The sequence below is a fragment of the Vibrio spartinae genome (assembly GCF_024347135.1).
GTDB lineage: Bacteria > Pseudomonadota > Gammaproteobacteria > Enterobacterales > Vibrionaceae > Vibrio > Vibrio spartinae.
In genome coordinates, this window is the sequence record NZ_AP024907.1 from 218153 (window position 1) to 232472 (window position 14320).

13 protein-coding genes are annotated in these 14320 nt (G+C 36.7%); 7 read left to right on the forward strand and 6 right to left on the reverse strand.

The features are described from left to right. Window positions 1-2: 2 nt before the first annotated feature. The 6 genes from OCU60_RS00940 to rfaD all read right to left on the reverse strand — a co-directional run bounded on the left by OCU60_RS00940 (window position 3) and on the right by rfaD (window position 6793). Window positions 3-1226, reverse strand: coding sequence for an O-antigen ligase family protein (locus OCU60_RS00940; protein ID WP_074372372.1), 1224 nt, complete (start codon window positions 1224-1226; stop codon window positions 3-5). 2 nt (window positions 1227-1228) lie between these two features. Further along, a complete protein-coding gene (locus tag OCU60_RS00945; RefSeq protein ID WP_074372292.1) occupies window positions 1229-2251 on the reverse strand; it encodes a glycosyltransferase family 9 protein in 1023 nt (340 codons plus the stop codon). Window positions 2252-2268: 17 nt separating this feature from the next. After that, window positions 2269-3291 (reverse strand): lipopolysaccharide heptosyltransferase II, encoded by a 1023-nt coding sequence (gene waaF / locus OCU60_RS00950; RefSeq protein WP_074372371.1) that lies wholly within the window; start codon window positions 3289-3291, stop codon window positions 2269-2271. Window positions 3292-3370: 79 nt separating this feature from the next. Next, the gene (locus OCU60_RS00955) at window positions 3371-4486 is read right to left on the reverse strand and encodes a glycosyltransferase family 4 protein (RefSeq protein ID WP_083602597.1); all 1116 of its coding nucleotides are present in this window, start codon (window positions 4484-4486) and stop codon (window positions 3371-3373) included. A gap of 118 nt (window positions 4487-4604) precedes the next feature. Further along, window positions 4605-5771: a nucleotide sugar dehydrogenase gene (locus OCU60_RS00960; RefSeq protein ID WP_074372290.1), complete on the reverse strand. Its 1167-nt coding sequence runs from the start codon at window positions 5769-5771 to the stop codon at window positions 4605-4607. An 80-nt stretch (window positions 5772-5851) separates the two neighbouring features. Beyond that, window positions 5852-6793 carry an ADP-glyceromanno-heptose 6-epimerase gene (gene rfaD, locus OCU60_RS00965; RefSeq protein ID WP_074372289.1) on the reverse strand — a complete coding sequence of 314 codons (942 nt, stop codon included), beginning with the start codon at window positions 6791-6793 and terminating at the stop codon, window positions 5852-5854. 239 nt (window positions 6794-7032) lie between these two features. On the opposite strand from rfaD, the gene rfbB reads away from it, so the two are divergent. The 7 genes from rfbB to OCU60_RS01000 all read left to right on the forward strand — a co-directional run bounded on the left by rfbB (window position 7033) and on the right by OCU60_RS01000 (window position 14284). Further along, complete coding sequence (rfbB, locus tag OCU60_RS00970) at window positions 7033-8100, forward strand: dTDP-glucose 4,6-dehydratase (RefSeq protein WP_074372288.1); 1068 nt, start codon at window positions 7033-7035, stop codon at window positions 8098-8100. 1 nt (window position 8101) lies between these two features. Beyond that, a complete protein-coding gene (rfbA, locus tag OCU60_RS00975) occupies window positions 8102-8986 on the forward strand; it encodes a glucose-1-phosphate thymidylyltransferase RfbA (protein ID WP_074372287.1) in 885 nt (294 codons plus the stop codon). A gap of 8 nt (window positions 8987-8994) precedes the next feature. After that, the gene (gene rfbD / locus OCU60_RS00980) at window positions 8995-9852 is read left to right on the forward strand and encodes a dTDP-4-dehydrorhamnose reductase (protein WP_074372286.1); all 858 of its coding nucleotides are present in this window, start codon (window positions 8995-8997) and stop codon (window positions 9850-9852) included. 132 nt (window positions 9853-9984) lie between these two features. Beyond that, complete coding sequence (locus OCU60_RS00985; protein WP_139302095.1) at window positions 9985-11016, forward strand: rhamnosyltransferase WsaF family glycosyltransferase; 1032 nt, start codon at window positions 9985-9987, stop codon at window positions 11014-11016. Further along, on the forward strand, window positions 11013-11570 hold the full coding sequence (rfbC, locus tag OCU60_RS00990) for a dTDP-4-dehydrorhamnose 3,5-epimerase (RefSeq protein ID WP_205410473.1): 558 nt from the start codon (window positions 11013-11015) through the stop codon (window positions 11568-11570). Before OCU60_RS00985 ends, rfbC begins: the two co-directional genes overlap by 4 nt. Window position 11571: 1 nt before the next feature. Continuing rightward, entirely contained in the window at window positions 11572-12492 is a 921-nt protein-coding gene (locus OCU60_RS00995; RefSeq protein WP_074372283.1) for a rhamnan synthesis F family protein, read from the forward strand. Then, window positions 12482-14284: an ABC transporter ATP-binding protein gene (locus OCU60_RS01000; protein WP_074372282.1), complete on the forward strand. Its 1803-nt coding sequence runs from the start codon at window positions 12482-12484 to the stop codon at window positions 14282-14284. Before OCU60_RS00995 ends, OCU60_RS01000 begins: the two co-directional genes overlap by 11 nt. The last annotated feature ends 36 nt before the right edge of the window (window positions 14285-14320 follow it).

Consider the following 14320-nt stretch of genomic DNA (forward strand, 5'->3'; position numbering starts at 1 on the left):
CACTATGTTTCACTATTTTGGATATGATTAAGATCATTTCGGGTGAAATTGATCAATACAGCAAGCATGAAGCCGTAGAAGCTACTGATTAAGTTTTGTTCCAGAGGTACTTCGGTTAAACAAAAGATTGAAAAGCCTAAGACAAAAATAAACCCACAGCATGCATGTGTGGATTGCTTTAGATGTTTAAAAAAGAAAAATAGAGGCACGAAAATCAGTGCGATAAACGCCAAAATACCAAGTATGCCGTTGCTCGCTAACATTTCAAAATATTGATTATGGGCATGAGCTCTTGTAACACCTGTTGGCCAACTGCTCACTTTTCCTTCTTGATATAATTGCCGAATGGTTTCTTCTCTTTGAGAATATGTTTGACCGATTAGCGGACTTTTCATAAAGGATTGCGTTGCAGAATACCATAGTTGAATACGTCCCCCAGAAGATTCAGCGTCAGCGACATCGCCTGATAAAATTCCGTGGAATTCAGTGGCAGTGTAATTGATTCTTTCTTGAAATTTAGGTGAATAGGAATAGAAAAAGATAAAAAATACCGACATGATGATCACTATTCTTAGAGTGTTTTTCAGTCTATTCTGCTGGGATTGAAATAAAACACTAAAAATAACCAGTAGAGGTATTGCGAAAATTGCCCCCCGAGTTAATGTCAGGATCGTTGCAAAGCCGCAAATTAAGGAAGATAGCCATAATATCTTTTTTATATGGCTACTGTAAGCTAATGTGAAAGCTAAAAATGCAAGGGAGCAGGATAAATAGCCAAAGTTAATACTATATAAATAACCATCTACTCTGGGCATTCCCTTGATATAAAACTGATAGAATGCAATAATAATTGTGCCGACTGAACCAAAAACAATTCCCCAATCGAGATATTTTCTTGGTGTTGATGTCTCATTGAGGATATGACGAATGAAAAAATAGATCGGGATGATGAGTAAATAACGAGAAGCACCTTTAAAGTATCTGGTTGTTTCCATATCCGATAGATAAATAGGAATATTGGCGATAAAGTAAGCAGAGAGAATCGTTATCACCATCCAGTCTAACTTGTCTAAAGTATGGTATTTCTTCTCTTTAATGAAATACCATACTGAAGTTAACAGTAAAATTAAGATAGCACCAATACTGAAATTTTTAGTACATAGCAGCAATGCTGGGACTAAGAATAGACAACTATTCAATATTTTTTTGTAATATGTGTTTTCCATCTCTACGACCATGATGAGACTTCACTTTTGATTGCTTGATATATTTTTGGTGGACTCGGTATGCTGCCATCAGCGTTCATGACGATATGATGTTTCTCATACAGTGGTGTATACCGAAAAGGAACCGTTGAGTAGAAAATACCAACCGTCGGTGTATGGGTGGCAATCGCTACGTTTCTGACCCCTGTATCAGGACTCACCATGAGAGAGGCTTTCGCGGTCAGTTCAATGAGTTGTTCTAGTGGGAGACAAGCTTGAATCGCAAAATTTGGGTATTGTTTGAGAGCTTCAAGGAAATCTCCTTTCTCAAACGGGTTTTTACCTTCGAGAAAAATATGCTTAATATCGGGATGATTGGCTAAAGACAGCTCGATGAGTTCTTTCATTTGTTGCTGGCTCAGAATCTTTGACGTTTGAGAGGCGCCATTAAAGAATAAGATAAATGGATGGGTCTTATCTTGTTCGACACGATGATCCGGATAGTTAAAATCGAGCGGGTAACTTGGATGATGACCCAATATTTTTAACATATCTAACATACACTCGACTTCCGGTTGGAAATCTGAACGCGGTACACAAACATTGTACAACACACCGCGAAGATAGCTCTTGTATGGAAAACCGATTTTCAATTTGGCCTGACCCAACGCCATCATCCAGTGTGAGCGATTGGTACTGGCCAGGTCAAAAATGATATCTTGTTCTCCGAGTGCCCTGATATTCTTGATTTTATCGGACACCGATGTTGCTTGCTTTCTATCTTTACCCGGCATGATATGAACACGATCAACCAGATCGTCCGGCATACCATATTGATAGTTTGATACGGCAACAAGCGTGATTTGTGCATTGGGAAAAAACTTTCTCGCCTCGAGCAGAAAAGGACGAGCGATCACCTGATCACCGAGAGCCGCATGTCTGATGACAGCGATTTTTTTGATATTTTGTGGCGAAAATGTGTCGCTCAAATATTTTTTGGCTTTTTTTGTTGCGAAAGCTCCACGCTCAAACCATTGATATTTCATGATAATTCTTATATGAGTTATTGATGTCTAATCTGACGGATGACTTGATCTGGCGTCAGCTGTTTAAGGCAGTTGAGGTGTCCGTATGGGCACTCTCTTTGAAAACAAGGTCTACATTCTATATCAGTACTTAATGTAATCACATTTTCTGATAATGGTGGCGTGTATTGCGGTGAGCTGGAGCCGTAAATAGCAACAATATGGCAATGGACCGCTGCGGCAACATGCATCAAACCTGAATCATTACTGACAACAGTATGGCAACAGGCGAGTAAATCGACTACCTCGACGAGTGTTGTTTTCCCTGCCAAATCAAAACAGTGTGACTGGTGTTCCAGAGGGAGTCGGCTGCGAATGTGTTGCGTGACTTCCTGATCTTTTTGTGAGCCAAATAGCCAAATCTGTTTCCCATCTTGGATAAGGGCTGATGCTAATTCTGCATAATAATGGGCTGGCCATCTTTTGGCCGGACCAAACTCCGCGCCGGGACATAAACCAACGACTTCTCGGCCAGATGTTAAACAAAAACGTTGTCGTAAGCGCTCTTGCTGGGTTGAATTAATGCTCAATTGCGGTCTGAGACATTTATCCAGTGACACTTCATCAATCATTGTGCTTTCGGGGACGGCTAAGGCAACATAGCGTTCCACCATATATTGGAATACTTTTCTGTCAGCCCTCAGATCGTTCAACAGACCATAGCGCAGCTCGCCTTTCCATCCGGTTCGGACCGGTATGCCTGCAAATAAGGGAATCAATGCCGACTTGGCTGAATTGGGGAGAACGAAAGCATGCGTGTAACGATTCGCAGCTAATTGGCGGCCGATTTTCCATCGTTTGGTGAAATTGAAATCACCATGGCCAACCGGCATTTCGATGGCCTGATCAACTTCAGGCATTCGTTCCAGAATCGGGCCACACCAAGCTGGAGCTAAAACATCAATTGTTGCGTTTGGATGACGGCTTTTGAGTTCGCGATATAAACTCTGTGACATCACCATATCTCCAACCCATGAGGGGCCGATTATCAGGATTTTCATTGGCATGATTTTAGAACGACTCATCTAAATTAGAAGGCATAGTACCATCAGCATGATGGTATAGTTAAGCTGCACTCGATTATTCCTGATAGTAATGTAGCAGATTTTGAGTATGTGTCTGTATTGAAAACTCTTTACATGCTCTCATTCTGGCTGATATTGCGTTATTTTTTGCCTCATCATAGTGCTCATAGCTGTTCAGAATGGCCTCTGCGATGGATGTATCGCTGGTTGGGGTACAATACTGAGCGTAATTTTCCAGCAGTTCTGGAAGAGCACCGGTGTTGGCTGCGACAATAGGACGCTGAGCGGCCATGGTTTCGATTGCAGTTAAGCCAAATGCTTCATTGGCATAAGGCAGACAGACGATATCCATGATGGATAACAGTTTGTGGGTGTCTCGACGAAATCCGGTGAAGATAACATGGTCGCTTAAATCTAAAGACTGAATGATTTCTCTGACTTGAGCAAGATAAGCTAAATCGCATCCTTGTGCAGCTTCCAACCCGCCCACGATAACCAGTTTACTCTGAGGAAGATGTTGCTGAACGCGCGCAAAAGCTTTGACGAGTTCTATTTGTCCTTTCCCCGGACTAATGCGGCCGAGTGTCCCGATCACAAAATCCTCCTCTGAGAGCGAGAGTGATTGTTTGATGGTCGCGATTTCGTCGGGCAGCAATTCCGTTTTGTCAGGAATATCGGTCCCTAACCACAGGCGTGTTATTTTTTCTGGTGAAATCGGAAGCGCATTGAGATTTCTCCGGTATGTTTCATCACTGATAGACAATACCTGATCAACCTGTTGGTAAACCCAACCGTGGAAGAGATCTTTCTTACTTCTGGTGACACCCATATGTTCAGTGAATATAATTTTCACGGGAACAAATTGTTTAATCAAGGCCGCAACCAATAGATCACCGGACTTATGGCAGTGAATAACATTGATTTGATGATGTTTGACCCACTGAATGAGAGAGAACAGTTTGACACTGAGTAATTGAGATTTGCTTTGCGCAGTATATAAGGGAAATTGGTTTTCTTTCATCCCTGACTCAACTTGTGTGCTGGCAAGGCATAAACCGAATATTTGATAGCCTGCGGAGAGGAACTGTTTACCCATTCTGATCGGGTACATTTCCAGACCTCCCCATCCTTTTGACAGGCATATATGTAATATTACGGGTTGTCTCACCATTCTCTCCTATTGATAAAAGTGATATATACATTCTACAACATTCGGAGAAAACAGGTTAATTGATTGAGGAAAAAAAGAGTTCTGAATGTTCTATCAAAACTCTTTTTATAAGGTATGGTTAGTCGGAACCGAAGAGATCTCGGGTATAAACTTTGTCTGCCACTTCTGACAGTTCATCTGACATTCGATTTGAAATAATGACATCGGCCATTTGTTTAAACGCCTCCAGATCACGTATCACCCGGGAGTTAAAGAACTGATCTTCTTTCATTGCGGGCTCATAAATGACGATTTCTAATCCTTTGGCTTTCAGGCGCTTCATGATGCCCTGAACGGATGAAGCCCGGAAGTTATCCGAACCGGACTTCATAATCAGTCGATAGATGCCGACGGTTTGTGGGTTCTTCCGCAGAATACTTTCTGCAATGAAGTCTTTACGGGTGCGGTTCGCATCGACAATTGCAGCAATAATATTATTGGGGACAGTGTTGTAGTTTGCCAGAAGTTGCTTGGTATCTTTTGGCAGACAGTAACCTCCATAACCGAAAGATGGGTTATTATAATGATTGCCAATGCGCGGATCGAGGCAGACACCTTCAATAATCTGACGAGTGTTCAGGCCATGCGCTTCAGCATAAGAATCGAGTTCGTTAAAATAAGCGACCCGCATGGCCAGATAAGTATTGGAGAAGAGTTTGACTGCTTCAGCTTCAGTGGCATTGGTAAAAAGTACCTGAATATCTTCTTTTTGGGCGCCTTCCACAAGCAGGTTAGCAAAAGTGGTCGCTCGATCACTTTGCTCACCGACAATGATCCGCGATGGGTAAAGGTTATCATGAAGTGCTTTCCCTTCACGAAGGAATTCGGGGGAGAAAATGATGTTTGGGTAGCTGAAGCGCTGTTTAACCCATTCGGTATAACCAACAGGCACAGTTGATTTGATAATCATCGTTGCTTTAGGGTTAATCGCAATCACATCCTGAATAACCGCTTCAACCGTTGTGGTATTAAAATAGTTAGTCTGTGGGTCGTAATCGGTAGGCGTGGCGATGATGACAAAACTGGCATCGCGATATGCTTCTTCTTTGTTCAGTGTCGCTTTAAAATCTAATTCCCGTGATGATAAGAAAGCTTCAATTTCTTGATCGATAATGGGCGATTTTCGATCATTGAGTAAGGCGACTTTTTCCTCAATGACATCTAACGCTACAACAGTATGATTCTGGGCAAGCAGGATTGCATTCGACAACCCGACATACCCAGTTCCAGCAACAGCAATTTTCATAACGACTCCCAACCTAACGTATTAAAAATGAGACACTTGATTATCATACAAGCCTCTCCCTGATTGGGAATGGCTAAACGTTACTGATTAATGATGTGTAAATATTCTGAGACACCTTCAGCAACGGTTTTGAACACAATGTCACATCCTGCCGCCCGTAGCTTGGTCAGATCGGCTTGCGTAAACTCCTGATAGGCACCTTTTAGGTGGTCAGGGAATGGAATTGTTTCAACAACACCACGACCATGGTGTTTAATCACGGCTTTTGCCACTTCTTCAAATGACTCTGCTTTTCCTGTTCCACAGTTAAAAATACCGGAAATACCCTGTTCCCAGAACCATAAATTCACCTGACATACGTCACCGACATACACAAAATCACGGATAAAATGGTGACTACCTTCAAATAGCTTGGGGTTTTCCCCGGCTTTCATTTGATTGTTAAGGTGAAAAGCGACAGATGCCATTGAGCCTTTATGATCTTCTCGAGGGCCATAAACATTGAAGTAGCGGAACCCAGTGATTTGTGAAAGCTTTTCACCATTTGCTTTCGCATCTTCCCAGAGACGACGAACGTAGTGATCAAACTGCTGCTTGGAATAACCATATACATTCAATGCACCTTCGTACTCAGGTGACTCAATGAATGTCTCTGTTTCACCGTAAGTCGCTGCAGACGATGCATAAAGAAATGGAATTTCTCTGTCTAAACAGTAATGGAGCAGTTCTTTTGAATACTCATAGTTATTGAGCATCATGTACTTACCATCCCATTCGGTTGTTGCTGAACAAGCACCTTCGTGGAAGACCGCTTCAATCGGACCGAAATCATCACCAGCCATGATCTGTGCTAAAAAGTCATCACGATCCATGTAGTCTGCTATGCTCAGGTCAACGAGGTTTTTGAACTTTTTGCCGTTTTTGAGATGGTCAACGACAAGGATATCGTCAAATCCTTTGTCATTCAGGGCTTTTACAATATTGCTGCCAATCATGCCAGCACCGCCGGTTACGATGATCATAGGTATTCCTGTGAAGAGGTATAATTGCCGCCTATTATAGCGAGTTGACATGATGATGTAATCACAAAATCTGGGTTAAGCATGGGTTAACCTCGCCTCAGGTCAAAGATTCATGTATTATCTCCCGAGTTTTATTCCTCGGTCGATCAGCATTTGGGAGCTTTACCCAAGGGCGGTAGCGTACCTAAAATACTGTGAAATAAATGCTAATTGTAGAAAGTGAATTAGGAAGTTATTCAATGAAAGTTTTGGTCACTGGTGGTGCAGGATTCATAGGCTCTGCAGTTGTTCGTCATATTATTCAAAACACAACAGACGAAGTCGTTAATGTTGATAAATTAACTTATGCAGGAAACTTGGAATCGTTACCTGATGAAGTATCAACAAACTCACGTTACGCATTCGAGCAGGTTGATATTTGTGATCGCTTGGCGCTTGATCGCGTCTTTCATAGCCATCAGCCAGATGCGGTGATGCACCTAGCAGCAGAGAGCCACGTAGATCGTTCAATCGATGGGCCGGCTGCATTTATTGAGACGAATATCGTTGGTACATATACACTTCTTGAAGCTGCCCGTCATTATTGGAATCAGCTTAGCGAAGAAAGAAAAGAATTATTCCGTTTTCACCATATCTCAACGGATGAAGTCTATGGTGATTTAGAAGGAACGGATGATTTATTCACGGAAGCAACCCCCTATGCACCGTCCAGTCCTTATTCAGCGTCTAAGGCATCAAGTGATCATTTAGTTCGGTCATGGTTGAGAACTTATGGCCTTCCCACCATTGTAACCAACTGTTCTAACAATTATGGCCCTTATCACTTCCCGGAAAAACTCATTCCACTCATGATCTTAAATGCTATGGAAGGCAAATCGCTTCCAGTTTACGGTGATGGTATGCAGATCCGTGACTGGTTGTTTGTAGAAGATCATGCAAGAGCTCTTTATAAAGTTGTGACGGAAGGTACAGTCGGTGAAACCTATAATATTGGTGGACATAATGAAAAAGCCAATATTGAGGTTGTGAAAACAATATGTGGTCTGTTGGAAGAGCTTGTTCCAAATAAGCCTGAAGGTGTCACTAAATACGAAGATTTGATTGCTTACGTAAAAGATCGTCCAGGGCATGATATCCGATATGCTATTGATGCTGCAAAAATTGCGCAAGAGCTTGGTTGGAAACCCGAGGAAACTTTTGAATCAGGTATCCGTAAAACAGTTGAGTGGTATTTGAACAATCAATGTTGGTGGAGCCGTGTTCTTGATGGTTCATATAGCCGGGAACGTTTGGGAGAAGGTGAATAGGATGAAAGGTATTATTCTCGCTGGAGGGTCAGGTACTCGTTTATACCCTATTACTCGAGGTGTATCAAAGCAGCTCCTACCTATTTATGATAAGCCTATGATTTACTACCCACTATCTACATTAATGTTGGCTGGTATTCGCGATATTCTAATTATCACAACGCCTGAGGATAATGATAGTTTTAAGCGACTTTTAGGGGACGGCAGTGATTTTGGCATTCATCTACAATATGCAATTCAGTCAAGTCCAGATGGATTAGCTCAAGCTTTTCTTATAGGAGAAGAATTTATTGGTGATGATAGAGTATGCTTAGTGTTAGGAGATAATATTTTCTATGGTCAGTCTTTTAGTAAAACTCTATCGAGTGCAGCCTCTAGAGAATATGGCGCCACGGTATTTGGATATCAAGTGAAAGATCCCGAGCGTTTTGGGGTCGTTGAATTTGATAATGATATGAAGGCTATTTCTATTGAAGAAAAACCAGCCATACCTAAGTCTCACTATGCAGTTACTGGTCTTTATTTTTATGATAATCGAGTAATTGAATTTGCTAAGCAAGTAGAGCCATCTTCTCGAGGAGAGTTAGAGATAACAAGTATTAATCAGATGTATCTTGATGATGCTTCTCTCAATGTAGAGCTATTAGGACGAGGCTTTGCATGGTTGGATACTGGAACTCACGAAAGTTTGCATGAAGCTTCTTCATTTGTCCAAACAATTGAAAATGTTCAAGGTTTGAAAGTTGCTTGCCTAGAAGAGATCGCTTGGCGAAATGGCTGGTTATCGAAAGAATCAGTATTAAAAATAGCATCGAAGATGTTAAAAAATGAATATGGTAAGTATTTAAATCTATTAATTGAGAATAGCCATACAATATATAAATAGAGGTTTATATGATTTTAGTTACGGGTACCAATGGCCTCTTAGGTAGTGAGTTAAAAAAAATATTATGCAAGGATAATACATTATTTTCAGATAAAAATGATTTGGATATAACGTCAAAAAGTTCCATAGCTGATTATCTTAATGCTAATGAAGAAATTAGTTTGATTATAAATTGTGCAGCAGGCGCTAATGCTGAATATATACAAGATAATGAAGATTGGGGAAGATTAATTACTGTTGATGGACCTAAATTTTTAGCGTTAGAATCTGCAAAACGTAATATTAAACTGATACATATATCCACTGATTATGTATTTGATGGAGAAAAAAATACCCCATATACAGAAAATGATTTAACTAATGGACTATCTCTTTATGGAAAATTTAAAAGCGAAGGTGAGAAAGAGGTTCTAAAATATTCTAAAACTTGCGCTATTATTAGAACATCATGGCTATTTTCAGAACAATGTAAAGATTTTATTGGTGCAATGATTAATGCATCATCCAACCGCAAATCAGTTAATGTTGTATTTGATCAAGTTGGTAGTCCTACATATGTACCCGATTTAGCCAAATATATAGTCGAGATAGGAAAACAATTAAATAATGATGAAAAAGAAATTTTTCACCTAACTAATGAAGGTATATGTTCATGGTATGATATTGCATGCTGTATCATGAGGGAGCTTAATATCGATTGTGAAGTTAACCCCATCCGAAGTAATGAATACCCTACTAAGGCACCCAGACCTCATTATTCAGTATTAGATAAGAAAAAAGTTAAAGATAGGTTTGGATTTAAAATTCGCCATTACCAAGAGGCGTTATCTGAATGCTTGAAAAATATTAAAGGTGAAATGAAATAATATATGTTACTTAAGTCTCTCTTATCAAGTATAGCTAATCATTTTTTCCCCAGACGACAGTTGAAGATATTTGAGAAATATCATCTATGTAAAGAAGATTATGATAGGAGTAAATTAGTTACAGATAGAGACGTGCAATTAAGTAAGGTTAATTCAATTATTTGGTTTATACCTGAAATAACTAATGTTTATGCAGGCGGTATTGTAACTATTTTAAAAATTTCCCAATATTTTTCTATAAATTATGGTACAAAAAATATTTTTGTTACAGATGGCCTTTTCTCTGAGTCAAATAAAAAAATAATATCAGAGAAATATGCTGGTATATTGTATGATTTTATTTTATTAAAAGATTCGAATAAAATTTTTGGCGATGTTGCTATCTGTACGTTTTGGACAACAGCTTTTAATTTATTGAAGTTTAATAATTGTAAAAAGAAGTTTTATTTAGTACAAGACGATGAACGATGTTTTTATCCACATGGAAGTGTAAGAGAGCTTGTTGAAAGTACCTATAGGTTTGGTTTTTATGGCTTGGTTAATTCAAATAATATATTCGAGACTTATAATAAATTTCAAAAATGTATGAGGTTTTTGCCAGGAATTGATGACAGTTTGATTACTGAAAATAAAATTCGTAAAGATGGAACTACTCATATTGTTGTTTATAGTCGGCCAAGTCATGTAAGAAATTGTTTTGAAATTGTTCTTTTAGCATCGAGGAAAATTGCTGAAATATATAAGGATTCGGTCGTTTTTCATTATGTCGGTGAGTCATTTAATAGTAGGGACTATAATTTACCTAGTAACTGCATTGTACATGGAAATATTTCTAGCCAAAGTAAAGTAAAAGAAATTTATTCGTTATGTGATATTGGTATAAGTTTCATTTCCACACCTACAGTCTCATATCATCAATTAGATCTATTGAAATCTAAAATATGTCTCATTTGTAATAAAAATGGAGAAATTGAAAATCTATTTAATAATGATGAAGTTGTTTTTTGTGATGCGACAGTATCAGATTTAATCTATAAACTATCTGAGGTTTTAGAAAATAAAGATATTATATATAACACTATTGATAATTCATTAAATAAATTAAATGAATTTAGTTGGGATAAGTGTTTATATGATATTTCACAATATATTAGGAATAAATGATGTTATTACCCGTTGAAGAAATTAAAGGATTGTTTATATTTGAACCCAATATATTTTCAGATAATCGAGGCTATTTCTTTGAATCCTATAATAATAAAGATTTCATGAAAAATGGTATTGATTTCAAAGTACTACAACAGAATCAGTCCAAGTCTGGTTATGGAACAATACGAGGATTGCATTATCAAGCAGGAAATTTTCCACAAGCAAAGTTTGTTCGTATTATAAGAGGTGAAATTCTGGATGTTGCAGTTGATATCCGAGCTAATTCCCCAACATTTGGTAAGTATTTCTCTATTGTTTTAAATTCAGAGAATAAAAAAGGCTTATACATCCCAGTAGGATTTGCTCATGGGTTTTCTGTATTATCTGATTATGCTGAAGTTTTTTATTGTTGTGATAATTATTATGACAGAAATGGTGAAGGTGGAATCATATATAATGATCCTAGCTTATGTATAGATTGGCAGATTGATTTAGACAAAGCTTGTCTATCAGAGAAGGATAAAAATCAAAATTCATTTCAAGAATATAAGAATAATATGGTTTTTTAATATGAAAAGGTTATGTTTATTTGCGCATTATGATAAAGATAACTTAATTGATGACTATGTTGTCTTTTATCTTGAACAATTAGTTAAAATTGAATGTGATATTATTTTTATTACAGTGAGTAATGTCCAAGACTTTAGCTGTATTGAGCATTTGACTATGAAATGTCTTAAGCGAAATAATATTGGTTATGATTTTATGAGTTGGCAAAAAGGGCTCGAACTTGTTGAAAATATAGATGATTATGATCAAATTATTTTTTGTAATGATAGTTGCTATGGCCCAGTATTTCCTCTAGAAGAAGTTTTTTCAACAATGAGTCATAGAAATTTAGACGCATGGAGTATTACTGATAATAATCAAATAGAGTATCATTTACAAAGCTATTTTTTAGTCTTTAATCGTTCTGTCTTTTTATCTGATGACTTTAATAAATTCATAAAATCTATTAAAGTTGAATCATCTAAAGAAGATATTGTTCTTAATTATGAGGTTGGATTAAGTAGATTGTTACTAAACTTAGGTTTTAATATATCATCATATATAAGTTATATGGATGTTATTAATGATATTTCTGCTACTCATGTCTATAAGGATAAGTTTTTTAGGATATTACATATAATCAAGAAAGAATATAAATCTAGTGGTAACATAATATGTAATATTGGTATTTTCTATAAATTGATTATTAAGTACTTAAAAAGATTAAAGGATTTCTCTTTAAGAAAAAATACGAATATAAAATTTATTGGGTGGAAAATACTTTTGGATAAGAAAGACCCATTTATAAAAGTTATGCTTTTGAGAGATAATCCAACAGATATTCCTGATTTATCTGATTATGAAAATATTATTAAGTCAAAGTCAGATTTTGATGTGAACTTAATTGAAAATCATTTAAAAAGAGTAAAAAATGTTGTTTAATTTAGTGCTAAAGTTTTTGAATTTATTTAGTAGAAAACTAACAAAAGATTTTTTATTTGTTATTTTCGGCTCTTTTTTTTCAGGAATACTAGAGTTGTTTGGTATAATGTTAATATTACCTTTTGTCCAGGTTGTTATTAATCCTGATGTTATTTATAAGAGTGATGGGATTTTATCTTTTATTTATAAATTTTCAGGTGTTGAGTCTACAACATCAATGATATATATAATCGGGGCGATGTGTGGGTTATCTTTTATATTAAAAGATATATTTATGCTAGGGTTTCAATATTATCAATTTGGACTAGTGACTAAGTGGAGAAATGAGTTATCAGAAAAGTTTATGGATCTATATTTAGGGTTGAATTATAGATTTCATTTGAGAACAGCATCTACAGCAATGATTAACACACTTACATCAACAGTCAGTGCAACAATTAATGGTTTCTTATTACAGTTTCTATTCCTGATTTCTTACTCTATAGTCGCTATTTGTTTACTTGTCTATATGCTTTTGAATTTTTTTGAAGCTACTATTATTACTTCTATTACTCTTGTATTACTAATTTATATACAAGTTATCATATTAAAAAGAGCGAATTACAAAATAAATACCGATAGTGTAAAAGTCCGTGAAGAAAATCTAGTTAATTTAAAGCAAGGTATTGAGGCAATAAAAGAAACAAAAATGTTTTTGAGAGAAAGTTATTTTTCTCATTTATTCAGTCTTTCGAATAGAAAAGTAACAAACAATGAAAGGAAGATGAATCTTGTCCAATATATACCATTATATTTGACCGAGATAATAATTATACTATGTATAATTATTATGGTGTGTACAACTATATATTTCAATGATAATGGTGATGGTGCTTCATTCGAAGGATTGGCGATATTAGTGGGAATTGCATTTAGGCTTACACCAGTAATCAATAGAATTATGGTTGCATATTCACAAATAAGATCCTCTCTAGAATCAGTTAATGTGTTGATTGAAGAATATAAATATTTATATAGAAATCAAGATTTTTTGTTTAACCATGATCATAACCATATATCCTTGAATGATAGCATTGAACTTCGAAATGTTTGCTTTAGTTATAATGACGTTGATGTTCTATTGAATATTAATGTAAAAATTAATAAAGGAGAGTTTGTCGGTGTTGTTGGACACTCTGGTTCTGGTAAAACAACTATAGTTGATATATTGATGGGCTTATTGAGACCGAAGCGAGGAGAATTATTAATTGATGGTAAAGTTGCGAATGAGGAAGATATACGCTCTTTGAGAGCGAAGATCGGTTATGTACCTCAGACTCCTTTCATTGGAGATATGTCCGTTAGGCAGAATATTGCTTACGGTTTGCCTTCCGATAAAATTTCTGATGAACGGATAAAAAATGTATTAGAAATTGTCGATTTATGGAATTTTTTCCGAGAAAAGCCTGAAGGGTTAAATTTCAAGCTTGGTGAATCTGGTAAATCTCTATCTGGGGGGCAGAAACAGCGTATAGCTATTGCCAGAGCTCTTTATCATGATCCTGATATATTAGTATTAGATGAGGCGACCTCTGCTTTAGACGTTAGAAGTGAGAATAGTATATCTAATGCAATTTCTAAATTAAAAGGAAGAACAACGGTAATCGCAATTGCTCACAGGCTATCAACGATTCGTAATTCGGATAAAGTTATTTTAGTTAATTGGGGCGAAATAGAAGATATTGCAAGTTTTGATGAGCTTATTGTTAAGAATGAGGGATTTAAACAACTTGTTGAATTATCAAAGCTTTAATTAATAGTTAACTGTATTTGTATTTTTTAGGAATAA